Source organism: Micromonospora sp. KC721, from assembly GCF_004348355.1.
Taxonomy (GTDB): domain Bacteria; phylum Actinomycetota; class Actinomycetes; order Mycobacteriales; family Micromonosporaceae; genus Micromonospora.
The window spans coordinates 1-15941 of the sequence record NZ_SMJY01000146.1; the positions used below are offsets into that span (position 1 = coordinate 1).

General features: G+C 71.9%; 12 protein-coding genes. 4 read left to right on the top strand and 8 right to left on the bottom strand.

What is annotated here, in order from left to right; translation table 11 throughout:
* The gene (locus E1182_RS21975; RefSeq protein WP_132268381.1) at positions 1 to 969 is read left to right on the top strand and encodes a MoxR family ATPase; all 969 of its coding nucleotides are present in this window, start codon (positions 1 to 3) and stop codon (positions 967 to 969) included.
* Complete coding sequence (locus tag E1182_RS21980) at positions 966 to 2276, top strand: DUF58 domain-containing protein (RefSeq protein WP_132268383.1); 1311 nt, start codon at positions 966 to 968, stop codon at positions 2274 to 2276. The genes E1182_RS21975 and E1182_RS21980 overlap by 4 nt, the downstream gene beginning before the upstream one ends.
* On the opposite strand, the gene E1182_RS21985 is transcribed toward E1182_RS21980, so the two are convergent.
* The gene (locus E1182_RS21985) at positions 2243 to 3304 is read right to left on the bottom strand and encodes a stage II sporulation protein M (protein ID WP_132268385.1); all 1062 of its coding nucleotides are present in this window, start codon (positions 3302 to 3304) and stop codon (positions 2243 to 2245) included. The genes E1182_RS21980 and E1182_RS21985 overlap by 34 nt on opposite strands.
* 41 nt (positions 3305 to 3345) lie before the next feature.
* On the opposite strand from E1182_RS21985, the gene E1182_RS21990 reads away from it, so the two are divergent.
* Together E1182_RS21990 and E1182_RS31235 are read left to right on the top strand one after the other, a co-directional pair.
* Positions 3346 to 4320, top strand: a complete 975-nt coding sequence (locus tag E1182_RS21990; RefSeq protein ID WP_243706368.1) for an RDD family protein — start codon at positions 3346 to 3348, stop codon at positions 4318 to 4320.
* A complete protein-coding gene (locus E1182_RS31235) occupies positions 4317 to 4469 on the top strand; it encodes a hypothetical protein (protein WP_165942685.1) in 153 nt (50 codons plus the stop codon). The genes E1182_RS21990 and E1182_RS31235 overlap by 4 nt, the downstream gene beginning before the upstream one ends.
* A gap of 122 nt (positions 4470 to 4591) precedes the next feature.
* On the opposite strand, the gene ahcY is transcribed toward E1182_RS31235, so the two are convergent.
* The 7 genes from ahcY to E1182_RS22025 form a co-directional block, all read right to left on the bottom strand.
* Positions 4592 to 6079, bottom strand: a complete 1488-nt coding sequence (ahcY, locus tag E1182_RS21995; RefSeq protein WP_132268387.1) for an adenosylhomocysteinase — start codon at positions 6077 to 6079, stop codon at positions 4592 to 4594.
* A gap of 446 nt (positions 6080 to 6525) precedes the next feature.
* Positions 6526 to 10176: a LamG-like jellyroll fold domain-containing protein gene (locus E1182_RS22000; protein WP_132268389.1), complete on the bottom strand. Its 3651-nt coding sequence runs from the start codon at positions 10174 to 10176 to the stop codon at positions 6526 to 6528.
* Between the two features lie 290 nt (positions 10177 to 10466).
* The gene (gene manA / locus E1182_RS22005) at positions 10467 to 11630 is read right to left on the bottom strand and encodes a mannose-6-phosphate isomerase, class I (protein WP_132268391.1); all 1164 of its coding nucleotides are present in this window, start codon (positions 11628 to 11630) and stop codon (positions 10467 to 10469) included.
* Positions 11631 to 11632: 2 nt separating this feature from the next.
* Positions 11633 to 12634 carry a cation diffusion facilitator family transporter gene (locus tag E1182_RS22010; RefSeq protein ID WP_132268393.1) on the bottom strand — a complete coding sequence of 334 codons (1002 nt, stop codon included), beginning with the start codon at positions 12632 to 12634 and terminating at the stop codon, positions 11633 to 11635.
* 76 nt (positions 12635 to 12710) lie between these two features.
* Positions 12711 to 13907: an SIS domain-containing protein gene (locus E1182_RS22015; protein WP_132268395.1), complete on the bottom strand. Its 1197-nt coding sequence runs from the start codon at positions 13905 to 13907 to the stop codon at positions 12711 to 12713.
* Positions 13904 to 14089, bottom strand: coding sequence for a Trm112 family protein (locus E1182_RS22020; RefSeq protein ID WP_132268397.1), 186 nt, complete (start codon positions 14087 to 14089; stop codon positions 13904 to 13906). Before E1182_RS22020 ends, E1182_RS22015 begins: the two co-directional genes overlap by 4 nt.
* 62 nt (positions 14090 to 14151) lie before the next feature.
* Positions 14152 to 15534: a phosphomannomutase/phosphoglucomutase gene (locus E1182_RS22025; RefSeq protein WP_132268400.1), complete on the bottom strand. Its 1383-nt coding sequence runs from the start codon at positions 15532 to 15534 to the stop codon at positions 14152 to 14154.
* Positions 15535 to 15941: the final 407 nt, after the last annotated feature.

The window sequence follows — 15941 nt, forward strand, 5'->3', positions numbered from 1 at the left end:
GTGCCCGCGACAGCCGGCGCGGACGACGCCCGGGCCGCCCTGCACCGGTTGCGCGCCGAGGTGGCCAAGGCCGTCGTCGGGCAGGACGCCGTGGTCACCGGGCTGGTCATCGCGTTGCTGTGCCGGGGTCACGTGCTGCTGGAGGGGGTGCCGGGGGTGGCCAAGACGCTGCTGGTCCGCACCGTGGCCACCGCGCTGGACCTCGACTCGAAGCGGGTGCAGTTCACCCCCGACCTGATGCCCGGCGACATCACCGGCTCGCTGATCTTCGACCCGCACACCGCCGCGTTCACCTTCCGCGAAGGGCCGGTCTTCACCAACCTGCTGCTCGCCGACGAGATCAACCGGACGCCGCCGAAGACCCAGTCGGCGCTGCTGGAGGTGATGGAGGAACGGCAGGTCTCCGTCGAGGGCGCCCGCCGCCCGCTGCCCGACCCGTTCATCGTCGCCGCCACCCAGAACCCGGTCGAGTACGAGGGCACCTACCCGCTGCCCGAGGCGCAGCTCGACCGGTTCCTGCTCAAGCTCACCGTGCCGCTGCCCAGCCGGGACGAGGAGCTGGGCGTGCTGCGCGCCCACCACGCCGGGTTCGACCCGCGCGACCTGACGGCGGCGGGCGTACGGCCGGTGGCCACCGCGGCCGACCTGGCCGCCGGCCGGGAGGCGGTGGGCCGGGTGCACGTCGCCGACGCCGTCCTCGGCTACATCGTGGACCTGTGCCGGGCCACCCGGGCCACCCCGGCGCTGGAGTTGGGCGCATCGCCCCGGGGGGCGACCGCGCTGCTGGCCACCGCCAAGGCGTGGGCCTGGCTGGCCGGACGGGACCATGTCACCCCGGACGACGTGAAGGCGACGGCCCGGCCCACGCTGCGGCACCGGCTGCGGCTGCGCCCGGAGGTGGAGTTGGAGGGCGTCGGCGTGGACCGGGTGCTGGACACGGTGCTGGCCACCGTGCCGACACCGCGATGACCTGGCGGGCGGGCGTCCTGCTGCTGGTGGGTGCGCTGAGCCTGCCGGTCTGGCCGGCCCCGCTGGTCGGCGTCGCGCTGATGACCGGCGCGGTGCTGCTGCTCTGCGCCGTGGACTGGGCCCTGGCCGCACCGCTGCACGCGGTCACCGCCACCCGGGACGGCGACCGGTCGGTACGCCTCGGCGGCACCGCCACGATCACGCTGCGCCTGACCAACACCGCCAGCCGTACGCTGCGCGCCCAGGTCCGGGACGCCTGGGTGCCGTCGGCCGGCGCCGTCGGGGACGTACCGCCGCAGCGGGTGACCCGGGTGGCACCCGGCGGCACGGCGGTGTTGCCCAGCCGGCTGACCCCGACCCGGCGTGGCGACCGGCCGGCGGTGGCCCTGGCGGTGCGGTCGCTGGGCCCGCTGGGGCTGGCGTTCCGCCAGTGGGCCGGCCGGCCGGCGACGCCACCCTGGACGCTGCGGGTGCTGCCCCGCTTCGACTCGCGGCGGCACCTGCCGGAGAAGCTGTCCCGACTGCGGGTGATCGACGGTACGCAGGTGACCCGGGGCCGGGGGCAGGGCACCGAGTTCGACACGCTCCGCGAGTACGTGGTCGGCGACGACGTCCGGTCGATCGACTGGCGGGCCAGCGCCCGCCGCAGCGACGTGCTGGTACGCACCTGGCGGCCGGAGCGGGACCGGCGGCTGGTCTGTGTGCTGGACACCGGCCGCACCTCGGCGGTACGGGTCGGTGACGAGCCGCGGCTGGACACCTCCATCGACGCGGCGTTGCTGCTCACCGCGCTGGCCGCCCGGGCCGGCGACCGGGTGGACCTGCTCGCCGCGGACATCGCGGTCCGGGCCACGGTGACCGGCAACGGCCGGTCGAACCTGCTCAACCGACTGGTGACCGCGGTCGCGTCGCTACAACCGGCCCTGGTGGAGACGGACTTCGGGCTGGTCGTCGGGGAGGTCCTGCGCCGGGAACGGCAGCGCAGCCTGGTGGTGATCTTCACCGCCCTGGAGGCGGGCGCGCTCGGTGCGGGGCTGCTGCCGGTGCTGCCCCGACTGGCGGCCCGGCACCGGGTGGTTGTCGCGGCCGCGCACGACCCGGTGCTCACCAGCCTGGCCACCGCCGCGCCGGCCCGCCCGGCCGACGCCTACGCCGCCGCAGCGGCCTGGCGGGCCCTTGATGAGCGGACCCGCGTCCGCGCCGCCCTGGCCCGCCACGGCGTCACTGTCGTCGACGCCCCCGCCGACCGTCTCGCACCCGTGGTAGCCGACACCTACCTCCGTCTGAAGGCCCAGGGCCGGCTCTGAACCCCTTCACCCCGTTGATCATGAAATTGACGGCGGTGGGGGCCAACCTCGGCGCCGCCAACGTCATCATCATCCGCGAAGTCTCCGGGCTGGAGGGTGGCGCGGTGGCCGAGGAGGACGACGTAGGCGAGGAAGGCCAGCCAGACGGCGGCGCCGATGCCCACCCGCAGTGCCGTGGGCACCGGCGCCGGGGTCACGAACGCCTCCAGCACCGCCGAGACGGCGAAGAGCCCGACCAGGCCGACGGCGACCAGGACCGCCGAGCGGCCCGCCTCGGCGACCGCCTGGCCACGGGTCAGCCGGGCCGGCGGCGCGATCCAGGCCCACGCCGTGCGCAGCCCCACCCCGGCGGCGACGAACACGCCGGTCAGTTCGAGCAGCCCGTGCGGACTGACCAGGCCGAAGAACACGTCCGCCCGACCGTACGCGACCATCACGCCGCCAACCACGCCGATGTTCAACGCGTTCTGCCACAGCAGGTACAGCACCGGCACCACCAGCACCCCGGAGGCGAGGCACTGGGCGGCCACCCAGGCGTTGTGCGTCCACAGGTGGAAGGCGAACGTCGGCGCGGAGAACTCGGTGTAGTAGCCGGCGAAGCCGGAGTCGACGAGGTCGGCCGCCGCCTCCGGGCCGATGAGCGCCGCCGCGGTCTGCGGGTTGCCGGCGACGTACCAGATGAGGAAGAAACTCAGCGCCGTGAAGCCCGTCGACACCGCGCACCACCAGGGCCAGGCCCGGTAGACCGCGCCCGGGAAACCGACGGTCAGGAACCGGCCCACCGCCGCCCACGACGCGCCGCGCCGACCGGCGATCCTGGCCCGGGCCAGCAGCACCAGCTGGGAGAGGCGATTGACCAGCACCGGGTCGGGTGCACGACTGCGCAGCACGGAGAGCTGGGTGGCGGCACGCTGGTAGAGCGCCACCAACTCGTCGACCTCGTCCGCGTCCGGGCGGCGTCGGCGGCAGAGCCGCTCCAGCCGCCGCCACTCGTGCTCGTGCTCGGCGACGTACGCGTCGAGATCCACTCGTCCTCCCCCGTCCGGCGCCCATAGTGTTCACTGTGCGGGTGACCGCGCAACCACCGGTGCCCGCTCCCACCGGCACAGCCGGCCGTGCCCCGGCCTGGGCCGACGCCGGCCTGGTCAGCGGCGAGGCCGTCGAGCTTGACGTACGCGCCGCCCGACTCGGTTCCCGGGTGCTGGCGCTGCTGCTGGACATCGTCGCCCAGGCGGTGTTGGCGGTGCTGCTGGCGATCCTGCTCAGCGCGCTGACGGTGCAACTGCTGCCCTCGGGGCTGCTCGACGGCGCCTTCTTCGAGGGCCTCGCGACGGTCTTCCTCGTGTTCACGCTGGTCGGCTATCCGGTGCTCTTCGAGCGCTTCTGCCACGGGCGTACGCCGGGCAAGATGGCGGTCGGCCTGAGGGTGGTCGCCGCCGACGGCGGGCCGGTCGGGTTGCGGCAGTCGCTGACCCGGGCGCTGGTCGGGGTGGCGGTGGAGTGGCCGGGCTTGGTGCTGCCCCTGCTGAGCTGGGCCGCCGGCGTCACGGTGATGCTGACCGACCGGCGCGGGCGGCGACTGGGCGACCTGGTGGCCGGGACGATGGTGGTGCACACCCGCTCCGCGCAGCCGTGGCTACCCGCCCCGACGATCACGCCGCCGCTCGTCGGATGGGCGGTCACGCTGGACCTGACCCGACTGGACGACGCGTTGGCGCTCGCCGTTCGGCAGTACCTGACCCGGGCGAACCGGCTCGCCGAGCCGTCCCGGACCCGGCTGGCGCAGGGACTGTGGCGCGAGGTCGCGGCGGTGACCTCGCCGCCCCCGCCGCGCGGCGTACCGGAGCCGCTGGTCCTCGCCGCGGTGCTGGCCGAACGGAACCGTCGGGGAGCACTGCGGCTGCGCCACAGCCGCGCGTTCACCGCCGCGCTCTGGCCCGAACTGGCCCCGCCGCGGTACGGGCCGACACCCCCCACGGCGGACACGCTCCGCCCGGCCGTGCCCGCTCCCCGCACCGGTCCCACCCCGGGGGTACGGGCGTGAAAGGGCTGTGGCTCTGGCTGGGCGTGCTGGCGTTGATCATCGTGCTCAACGCGTTGCGGTTGCGCCCGCTGGCGGTCGCGGTCTCGCTGGCCTGGCTCGGCTGGTGCGTCTGGACCTGGTTCCGCCCGACCCGCCGCGGCCCGCCCTGACCGAGTGCGCGCCCCGCGCTGACCCGCCGACCGGGGCGGCGGCCCGCCTCGACGGCTGGGCTGCCCGTACCGCAAAAGGCACCGGGTCGGCCGCGCGGCGGCCGACCCGGTGTGGGTGGAACTCAGTAGCGGTAGTGCTCCGGCTTGAACGGGCCTTCCACGGAGATCCCGAGGTACGCCGCCTGCTCATTGGTGAGCTGGGTCAGCTTCGCGCCGAGCGCGTCCAGGTGCAGCCGGGCGACCTTCTCGTCGAGGTGCTTCGGCAGGACGTAGACGCCGACCGGGTACTCGTCGGTCTTGGTGTACAGCTCGATCTGGGCGATCGTCTGGTTGGCGAACGAGTTCGACATCACGAAGCTCGGGTGGCCGGTGGCGTTGCCGAGGTTCAGCAGGCGACCCTCGGAGAGCACGATGATGGCGTGGCCGTCGTCGAAGCGCCACACGTCGACCTGCGGCTTGATGTTCTCGCGGGTGACGTCGGAGCGCTTCGCCAGGCCGGCCATGTCGATCTCGTTGTCGAAGTGGCCGATGTTGCCGACGATGGCCTGGTGCTTCATCCGGGCCATGTGCTCGTTGGTGATGACGTCGAAGCAGCCGGTCGCGGTGATGAAGATGTCGGCCTGCTCGACCACGTCCTCCAGGGTGGCTACCTGGTAACCGTCCATCGCCGCCTGGAGCGCGCAGATCGGGTCGACCTCGGTCACCACCACCCGGGCGCCCTGGCCACGCAGCGACTCGGCGCAGCCCTTGCCCACGTCGCCGTAACCGAGCACGACGGCCATCTTGCCGCCGATCAGCACGTCGGTGGCCCGGTTGATGCCGTCGATCAGCGAGTGGCGGCAGCCGTACTTGTTGTCGAACTTGCTCTTGGTCACCGAGTCGTTGACGTTGATGGCCGGGAAGAGCAGGGTGCCGGCGCGGTGCATCTCGTAGAGACGGTGCACGCCGGTGGTGGTCTCCTCGGTGACGCCCTTGATGGTGGAGGCGACCCGGGTCCACCGCTGAGCGTCCTCGGCGAGCGAGCGGTGCAGCAGTTCGAGGATGACCGCGTACTCCTCGGAGTCGGCGGACTCGACCGGCGGGACGACCCCGGCCTTCTCGAACTCGACGCCCTTGTGAACGAGCAGGGTGGCGTCGCCGCCGTCGTCGAGGATCATGTTCGGGCCCTGGCCGTCGGGCCAGTTGAGCACCTGCTCGGTGCACCACCAGTACTCCTGGAGGCTCTCGCCCTTCCAGGCGTACACCGGGACACCGGCGGGCGCGTCGGGGGTGCCCTCGGGACCGACCACGATCGCCGCGGCGGCGTGGTCCTGGGTGGAGAAGATGTTGCAGGACGCCCAGCGGACCTGCGCGCCGAGCGCGACCAGGGTCTCGATCAGGACGGCGGTCTGGATGGTCATGTGCAGCGAACCGGTGATGCGGGCACCGGCCAGCGGCTGGGCGTCGGCGAACTCGCGACGGATCGCCATCAGGCCGGGCATCTCGTGCTCGGCGAGTCGGATCTCCTTGCGCCCGAACTCGGCGAGCGACAGATCCGCCACCTTGTAGTCGCCCTCGGCGAGGGTGCTCGGCCGCGGGGCACTGGTGGACGCCGGGAGGGTGCTGGTCATGAAAGCTCCTGTCGAACGGTGTGCACGACCTCCCACCTTACGCGCGCGCACCGTCGCCCGGGGGAGAGCACCGCCGCCGGCACAGCGCCGTCGCCGTACCCCCGGACCCGGTCCTGAATCCAGGGTACGGCGGGGACAGCGCACGGGGCGGTCGGTGTGGACTGGTGTTCGTCCACGGCCGGCCGCCCCGTGCATCCCCCCGGTTTGGTTCCCCCGCGCGCGCTCCCGGACTGTCGTCGTGACAACGCTGCGTACTCATAGAGTCACAGTCAGACACCGCAGTGTCAAGCTATTTCGGGAAAGTCGGACTCATGCTGATCTCGTTCGGCACCCTGGACCGGTAGCCGGTCCGGCCTGCGGGCTCGCCCTTCTCCTCGGTCCCACCGCGTCCCGGTGGCACCGGGACCCCACGCCGGGACTGCGTGTGCCGACAGGTGCCCCGCCGGTCAGCCCACCAGCGGACTCAGGGTGTCGGCGAACGGCGTCACCCCGATCCGGTCCACGATGGGTGCCTGCTTCGACCGCAGTGGTACGCCGGGGAAGGTGTCGGAGGCGTACGTCGTGCCATCGAAGTTCGGCAGTTCCGCTGCGGAGAACCTGATCGCGTTCTGCCCCTGGACCAGCTGGACCGGGATGGTCAGCTCCCAGTAGTTGTTGGCGTGGAACGAGTGCGGGAACATGACCCGCCGCACCTGCCCGTTGATCGAGATGTCCGCGTGGCGGGCCAGCGGGTCCGGGTTGTAGTGCGTGGCCGGCGCCTGCTCCGGGTTGGAGTAGCGGACGGTCAGCGCGTACACGCCGGCCTTGGTGGCGTTGACGGTGAAGGTCAGCGTGTTGCCGTTGCCCGGGTCGCCGCCGACGTTCGTCACCGCCCTGCCGCCGCTGGCCAGCGAGTAGTCGGCGATCGCGGCCGTGCCGGCCCGCTGGGCGTTCTCCGCCTCGTACCAGGTGGGTACCAGGGTGCCCTGGGTGCGCTGCACCCGGAGCCGGTCGACCCGGGTGTCGGTGGTGCCCTTGCCGGTGAGCGTGATCTTGTTGATGCCGCCGGACAGGAACGCCTTGACGCGCTTGGCGGCGGTGACGTCGCCGACGTTCTGGCCGTTGACCGAGAGCCCGGCGTTGGCGCTACCCACCACGTCGACGTCGATCGCGGACTCGCCGTCGACGGGCGAGTAGACCCAGAAGTTGACCGACTGTCCCTGGCGGATCGCGGCCACGCCGGCACCGGACACGCCGGTCTGGTTGTGGAGGGTCCGGGCGCCGCCGGCGAGGGTCGCGTGCTCGGCCTCGTAGATCGCCTGGCTCGCGGCCGGGTTGGGCAGCGACAGGTCGATCTTGTCGATGATCACGTCGCCCTTGGTGGTACGTGTCCCGTTGAGGTTGCGCGCCGCGAGGGTGATCGTGTGGTTGCCCGCGGTCAGGTTGACCTTGGTGTCAGCGTGGTCCCAGACCACCCACTTGTAGCCCAGCGGCATGTGCAGTTCCTGCTCGGCGCCGCCGTCGACGCGCAGGAAGATGTTGGTCGGGCCCTGCTCGGCGATCAGGTTGTAGGTGTTGAGCGAGTTGGCGAAGACGCTCAGGTCGTACGTGCCGTTCTGCGGCACGGAGACGTTGAAGTTGAGCACCACGTCCGAGTTGGTCCGTAGCCCACCGACGTTGTACGTGCCGGAGGTGTAGAACTTCGCGACATCCGACGGGGTGCCCTCCGGTCCGTTGCGCGACCAGCCGGTGCCGGTGTGCGCGGCGTCTTCCGCCTCGTACGTCGCCTGCCACAGCTTCGGCGCGACGGCGGGGGAGGTCGCCGAGCCACCCGGGGCCAGGGTGATCTGGTACGCGGAGGACTCCTTCAACTTCGGCAGGCTGTTGCCGAAGTCGAAGCCCACCCTGCCGTTGACCACCGGAGCGACGAGTTCCGCCACGACCTCCGGCTGGCCGGAGTCACCGAGCTGGCCGGTCCACGGAATCTCCTGGACCAGCGCGTGCACCTTCTGCCCGAAGACGGCGCTGTTGACGTTGCGGAACTGGACGTACGCGTTGCCCGACGCACCACCGAAGATGGTCTTGGCCTGTGCCTTGGCGGTGTCGAGAGTGCCCACACCCTGCAGGGTGTAGCTGACGTTCGGCTGCGGCGGGGTCACCTTCACCGTCCGCCCGGTGAGCTGCCCGTACGCGTTGAGCAGCCACCACTGGCCGTTGCCGCGGTTGGCCTGCACCGCCGAGTCGCTGAGGTTGCCGTCGATGTTCCAGTACGCGATGTCCGCGTCCACCTTGGACTCCTCGATCGCCGAGATCCACTGGATCATCTGGCCCGGCACCGAGGTGTGGTAGTTGAAGGCGTACTCGTTGATGTTGATCGGCAACTGCCGGCCCGCGTACGCCGTGCCGGCGAAGACCGTGCGCTCCCAGCCGCGGTACTTCGCGACGCTGGTGCGCACCTGCGCCGGGTTGCTCAGCTCGTGCCAGGTCATCACCTCCGGCACCGTGTTCGTCGCCACCGTGTGCTGCAGGAAACCCTGCACCTGGTTGTAGAGCGTGCTGGTGTTCGGCCCGGCGATGCGCGCGTTCGGCATCTTGCCCTTGATCAGGGCGTACGCCTCGTCCCACGCGGCGAAGAAGTACTGCGGGTTGTTCAGCCAGCTGATCTTGTTGCAACTCCACGTCCCGGTGCCGAACATGTTGCCCTCGGGCTCGTTGAACGGCACGAACACGATGTTGTCCTGGTACTCCGCCGGGAGCTGGAGCACCTGGTCGACCTGCTGGGCGAGCTTCTGCTTGTAGTCGCTCATCCGCTCTTGGCAGGTGCTGCCCGGCCACTGGTACGGGAAGCCGCGGTAGATGTCCGTCATGTAGATGTAGACGTCACCGTTGGTCGCGTCGGCGAGCGGCTTGACCACCTCCAGCGCGTCCGCGCCGGGGTGCTGCGGGCCGTCCTGCGCCTTGGTCGAGACGGTACGCAGGTTGATGCCCTCGATCAGGTTGCGCGTCGGCAGTCCCTCGCCGTACAGGCCGTAGAGGACCCCGGAGGCGCCGCCGTGGAACGGACCGGTGTCGGCGCCCAGGTCGATGGCGAGGTCGGTCATCACGGTGACGTTGGCCTGGACCTGGGTGGTCGTTCCGTCGACCGTGCCGGTGACGGTGAACTGGTTACGGTCGGCGTACTGCGTCGGGCTGATCGCCGGCCAGGTGATCGCCAGCCGGCGGACGATGCCGTCGGTGTACTGGCCGTCGACGGTGGCGGGCAGGTTGGGCGCCGTGCCAGCGGGGGTGGTGATGGTGAACGACGTCTGCGCCAGGCCGGTCAGGGTGGCCAGACGGTTACCGGCGAGGTCGGCGACCTCCGCCGGGGTCAGCGCGGCGTCGTACACCCGGAAGTCGTCGAGCGCGCCGGCGAGGAACGGGTGCCCGTTCCAGAACGCCTTGCCCAGGAAGCCGGACGTGGTGTTCGTGTCGGAGTGCATGACGGTGGCGAGGTTGATGGTGGCGGTCCGGCTGCCGACCTTCGCCCCGTTGATGTAGTAGGTGATGGTCTGGCCGTTGATGGTGGTGGTCAGGTTGACCCACTGGCCGGTCGGCAGCTTCTGCGTCCCCGGCACGCCGACCTCGGCGCTGCCGTTGACCGGCTTGATCGACGACCGGGTCGTCGCCTCCCCCTGGTAGGACGGGGTCACGAAGGTGGCGGTGTTCAGGTCCTTGCCGAGGTTGTAGACCCACTGGAAGTCCGGGCCGCCCGACCACCTGAACAAGGTGGAGATGGTCACGGCCGAGCGGTTCTTAAACAGCCCGTTCGGGATGCGCACGTACGGCGCGGTGGTCGAGGTGCTTGCGCCACCCGGCAGGACCACTGCCTGGGTGCCGTCCGCGCCCGCAGCGGTGCTGGCCGAGCCGGGGTTGACCAGCGTCCCGTTGAGCCCGGACGGTGAGCGGTCGGTGACCACCCCGGTCGACAGGCTGCCTTCGAAGTCGTAGTGCAGGACGAGGTTGGCCGCCGGTTCGGCCGACAGCGCGGGAGAGGCCGGCAGGGCCAGCGCCACAGCCAGGCCCAGGAGGGTGGTTTGAGTTGTCAGCCGACGCGTACGCCGGCTTCGGTGAGCGAGCATCGAGTTCTCCCGTCCAAGTGGAGCGGATCTGCGAATCGATTCGAGTGTTGCGCCACGCTGCTGCACGATAAGCAGCGAGTCAGCAGGCAAAGTGAGGGTGCGGATCGGGATTGCCAGTCGAACCGATTCGCCTTGTCGGCGAGATTAAGTTCCGGCTACAGGCATGTCAATAGAATGCGCACCCGTGACCTCGCTCCAGCCGCCGACGCGGCGGACCGGACGGGTGTCTCGCCAGGATTTGCCCGGCTCGTAGGCGGCGGCGCGGCCATGACCGCGCCCCTCAGCTCTGGCTAGAACGCGCCGCAGGTGGCGACGAACGCCTCACCCTCACCGGTGAAGACCAGCGGCTCCGCCGCGGCCGTACCGACCGCGGCCTGCCCCGGCTCCAGGGTGACCACACCGGCGCCGTCGTCCACCGCCAGCTTGCCGGCCCGGCAGAGCACCACCCGGGGGCCCGGCAGCGGCAGCCGCACCTGCGGCGTACCCTCGTCCACTGTCACCCGGTGCAGCGCGAAGTCGTCCACCGGCACCGGCCAGCAAACCACCCCCGGCGCCACCGCCCGCGCCCGTACCACCGGATCGGTCAACACCTCGAAGCGCAGCACCCGCAGCAGCTCGTCGACGTCCACGTGCTTCGGGGTGAGCCCGCCGCGCAGCACGTTGTCGCTGGCCGCCATCACCTCCACCCCGGTGCCCCGCAGGTAGGCGTGCAGGTTGCCGGCCGGCATCCAGATCGCCTCCCCCGGTGCCAGCTTCACGTGATGCAGCAGCAGCGCCACCAGCACCCCGGGGTCGCCCGGGTACCGGGCGGCGAGAGCCCGCGCCAACTCCGCGTCCGGGCTGGTGACGTCCGCGGTCACCACCGCCCGGACCAGCCCGGCGCGCTCCGCCGCCGGCCAGGTCAACAACTGGCGTACGGCGTCGCGCAGCCCCACCGGCCCGGCACGCAGCGCCGCCACCACCGGCTCCAACGCGGGTACGCCGAACCCGGCGAGCACCTGCGCCGACTCCACCGGGTCACGGAAACCGCAGAGCGCCTCCATCGGGGACACGGCGACCAGCAGCTCCGGCTTGTGGTACGGGTCGACGTAGTTGCGGTGCCCGTCGGTGCGCGTCGCGTCCACGGCGTACCCGGCGCGGGCCTGCTCGGCGTCCGGATGCGCCTGCAGGCTCAGCGGGGCGTCCGCCGCGAGCACCTTCATCAGGAACGGCAACCGGGGGCCGAACCGGTCGATCACGTCCTCGCCGAGCCAGTGGCCCGGCTCGGCGACCAGCAGGTCGATCAGGCTCACCCGGACACCGTCCCGGTCCACCGTGGCGGGGGCGCCCGGATGAGCCCCCAACCACAGCTCCGCCTCCGGCCCGTCGCTGGGCACCGGCCGCCCCTGCAACTGCGCGATCGCCGACCGGGAACCCCAGGCGTAGTCACGGATCGGCCCGTACAGCAGTTCCACGCTCAGCTCCCGGGCCGCCCGGTCACCTCGCCCGGCTCCCCCACGGGTTGCCCGGCGACCGCCGCACCGTTGCCGGCGCGCTGCGCGGCAGCCGGATCGTAGATGTCCGGCTCCAGGTAGATGACCCGGGCGATCGGCACCACCCGCCGGATCCGGTCCTCGACGGTGTTGATGTCGCGGGCCAGTTTCTCGGTGCTGTCGCAGGGTGGGACGCCGATCTTCGCCGCGACCATCAGCTCGTCCGGTCCGAGGTAGAGCGTCTTCATATGGATGATCCGCTCAACCTCGGGGCCCTCGGTGACGGCGTTCTCGATGGCGGTGACGTCGGCGGGCTCGGCACCCTCGCCCAGCAGCAGGCTCTTCGTCTCGATGGCCAGGATGACCGCGATGGCCACCAGCAGCACACCGATCATCGCGGTGCCGATCGCGTCCCACTCACCATTGCCGGTGATCAGGGTCATGGTGACACCGAAGAGCGCGAAGACCAGGCCGACCAGCGCGCCCAGGTCCTCCAGCAGCACCACCGGCAACTCGGGTGCCTTGGCCCGCCGTACGAAGCGCACCCAGGACTGGTTGCCCCGGACGCGGTTGGACTCCACGATCGCGGTACGGAAGGAGAACGTCTCCATGACGATCGCCGCGACCAGCACGGTGACGGGCACCCAGTGCCACTCGGTGATGCCCTCCTTGTGCGACCACTTGTGGTACGCCTCGTAGAGCGCGAACAGACCACCGACACTGAACAGCACGATCGAGACGATGAACGCGTAGACGTAGCGCTCCCGCCCGTAGCCGAACGGGTGCTGGGGGGTGGCCGCCCGCCGGGCCCGCTTGCCGCCGAGCAGCAGCAGCCCCTGGTTGCCGGAGTCGGCCACCGAGTGGATCGACTCCGCCAGCATCGACGACGAGCCCGTCAGCAGGAAGGCGATGAACTTCGTGACGGCGATGCCGACGTTGGCCAGCAGGGCGGCGACGATCGCCTTGGTCCCACCGTTCGCGCTCACGCCGCCGCTCCCCGGCTTCGCGCGATGGCGCGCGGCGCCCCGCCCCCGGACCGAACGGTGCGCTTCCTGCGGTCGCTCACTGGTTCGCCAGCTCCTTCATTTCGGTGATCGCCGGGACCGCCATCGGGTCCAGGCCGTGGGCCAGAGCGAGGTAGATCGAGGCGAAGTCGGGCACCGCGACGAGCGAGGCCAGCCGTTCCAGGGCGGACCCGCCCTCGGCGGTCACCACGTCGCAGCGCACCCCGCGCCGCTCGGCGAGGGTCTGCACCGCCTCGGCCCGGCGCTCCTCGACCGCGAGGGGCTCGTCGGTGTCGTCCTCGGCGTTCAGGCCGCCGTCGCGCAGCAGCACCAACCGCAGCCGGGTCGGGTCGCCCTCCACCTCACCCGGGTCGGCGAAGATGTCCCGCTCCGACTCGACCAGCCCGCCGAAGACACCGTCGAGCAGACCGACCCGGCCCCGGCCGGCCTCGCCGAGCGCCCCGGTCACCACCGGGTAGCGGGCGTTGGCCGACAGCGTGTCGCCGAAGCGTCGCGCCGCGACCGTGGCCAGCGGGGACGACCCCCACACGATCGGGATCGACCCGGACAGCCCCAACGCCAGGGACTTCGCCGGGTTCACGAAGGACTCGGCGGTGGGCCGGCACCGATCGGCGTCGGCGTCCAGCCGGGCCGCGGTCTCGGCCAGATCCGCCTCGTTGACCTTCACCAGACCGAGCGTACGGGCGGCGAGCAGCACCGGCACGGTGAGCGCCCAGAGGCTGGCCCGGGCCGGGGCGCGTCGGGGCACCGGGATGAACGGCGCGCGGGCCCGCTCCGCGACGGACTGCAGCTGCGAGTCCGGTGCGCCGACGGCGACCAGCCGGGCGCCCCGGCGGTGCGCGGCCTCGGCGGCGCCCAGCGCCTCGGGGCTGCGGCCAGAGGCGCTCACCGCGATCACCACGTCGGCCGCACCCACCCAACCGGGCACGCCGGCGCTGCGGTGCGGGATCACCGGCACCGGGCAGCGCGGCCCGGCGACCGTGGCGAGCACGTCACCGGTCCGTCCCGCGGTGCCGATGCCGGCGATGACGACCGCACGGGGGCGGCCCTCGTCCTCCAGTGACTGGAGGTTCGCCTCGGCGGCCAGCGCCGCCGACTCGCGCACCTGCGCGCCGGCCGAGGCGGTGAACCGCAGCATGCCGCCCGGGTCCTGCTCGGCGAAGGTGTCCGGATCGTCCAGGACCGACTCGTCGGCCACCCGCCGGCCGCTGACCCCGGCCGTCCCGTCCATCACGGCTGCGCCTCCGGCCCGCCGCGCGCCTCGTCCAGCAGCAGCACCGGCACGTCGTCGCGAACCTCGAAGACGCGGCCGCACTCGGTACAGGTCAGGGTCTGCGCCTGCGGGTCGTAGTCCAACGGGGCGTGATGTGTGTCCGGACAGGCGAGGATTTCGAGCAACTGCGGGTCCAGGGCCACGGCGCGGCTCCTTCCACGTGTGCGGTGTCGTCGGCCGGCGGTGCCGACCGGCGGTGGGGATCCTATCGGCGAACCCGCTCCAGCACCTCGTCGCGCAGCGAGATCATCCGCTCCTCGGTCGGCCCCTCCACGTTGAGCCGCAGCAACGGCTCCGTGTTGGAGGCGCGCAGGTTGAACCAGGCGCCGTCGGGGAACCGCAGGGTGAGACCGTCCAACTCGTCGGCCTCCGCCTCCGGGTACGCGGTACGCACCTCGGCGATCTTCGCCGCCTGGTCGGCGACCGTCGAGTTGATCTCGCCGGAGGCGGCGTACCGCTCGTAGACGCTGGCCAGTACGGACAGCGGCTGGGACTGCTCGCCCAGCGCGGCGAGGGTGTGCATGGCGGCGAGCATGCCGGTGTCGGCGAACCAGAAGTCCCGGAAGTAGTAGTGCGCCGAGTGCTCGCCGCCGAAGATCGCGTTGGTCCGGGCCATCTCCGCCTTGATGAAGGAGTGACCCACCCGCGCCACCACCGGCTTGCCGCCGTGCTCTCGGATGATCTCCGGCACCGCGCGGGAGGTGATCAGGTTGTGGATCACCGTGGAGCCGGGATGCTTGGCCAGCTCACGGGACGCGACCAGGGCGGTGATCGCCGACGGGGAGACCGGCTCGCCCCGCTCGTCGACCACGAAGCACCGGTCGGCGTCGCCGTCGAAGGCGAGGCCGATGTCGGCGCCGTGCGCCACCACGGCCCGTTGCAGGTCGACCAGGTTCTTCGGGTCCAGCGGATTCGCCTCGTGGTTGGGGAAGGTGCCGTCCAACTCGAAGTAGAGCGGCACGATCTCCAGCGGCAGGGCCGACAACGCGGCGTCCCCCAGCACGGTGGGCACCGTGTGGCCGCCCATGCCGTTGCCGGCGTCCACCACCACCTTGAGCGGTCGGATGGTCGACAGGTCAACCAGCTTGCGCAGGTGGGCGGCATAGTCGGCGAGCAGGTCCCGTCGCTCGGCCGGGGCCTGCGGCTCGCCGGCCGGGCGGCCACCGGCGTCCAGCAGCGCCTGCGCGCGGTCCCGGATGTCGGTCAGGCCGCTGTCCTGCCCGATCGGCCGGGCGCCGGAGCGGCACATCTTGATGCCGTTGTACTGCGCCGGGTTGTGGCTGGCGGTGAACATCGCGCCGGGCAGGCCCAGTGCGCCCGAGGCGTAGTAGAGCATGTCGGTGGAGCCCAGCCCCAACTCGATCACCGGCCGCCCCTCGGCGCGTACGCCGGCGGCGAAGGCGGCGGCCAGGCCGGGGCCGGTCGCGCGCATGTCGTGCGCGATCAGGACCGCCTCGCCTGGCTCACCAGCGGCGTCGAGAATCTGCGCGAAGGCGACACCGAGGGCCTCCGCCACGCGCTCGTCCCACTGGTCGGGCACCGTCCCGCGGACGTCGTACGCCTTCACGATCTGGGACAGATCAGACACCGGTTTCGCTCCTCGACAGCAGGTCGTCAACGAACCTGAGCGTATCGGAGCGGACCGGTCCGTCCCGTCCTAGCCGGGCAGCCCGGGCAGCAACGAGGTGGAGTCACCCTCGGCGGTCGGCGTCGGTGCCATCGCCTGTGGGTGGCGCTGCCTGCGATGGCGGGGCCTGCGTCGGGTGCGGCGGCGTCGGCGCAGCCGGCGGCGTCGATCCGGCCGACCCCCCGGCCGGGGCTGACGTGGTCGACGCGGTGGACCCCGACGGTACCGGCCGGGACCGGTCCGGGGTGGCCGGTGCGCCGTACACGCCTCCGGTGGGGCGAGACGTCGGGTCGACCCTTGGGTACGCGCCGACGCTGCCGTAGAGGCTGCCGGCACGTGGGGTGGGGGCGGAGGGCTGTTGGCCGTAC

Excerpts from the sequence above, each read along its gene's own strand:
- E1182_RS21980 (WP_132268383.1), top strand. The coding sequence starts at position 966 with ATGACCTGGCGGGCGGGCGTCCTGCTGCTGGTGGGTGCGCTGAGCCTG.
- ahcY (WP_132268387.1), bottom strand. The coding sequence starts at position 6,079 with ATGACCAGCACCCTCCCGGCGTCCACCAGTGCCCCGCGGCCGAGCACC.
- E1182_RS22000 (WP_132268389.1), bottom strand. The coding sequence starts at position 10,176 with ATGCTCGCTCACCGAAGCCGGCGTACGCGTCGGCTGACAACTCAAACC.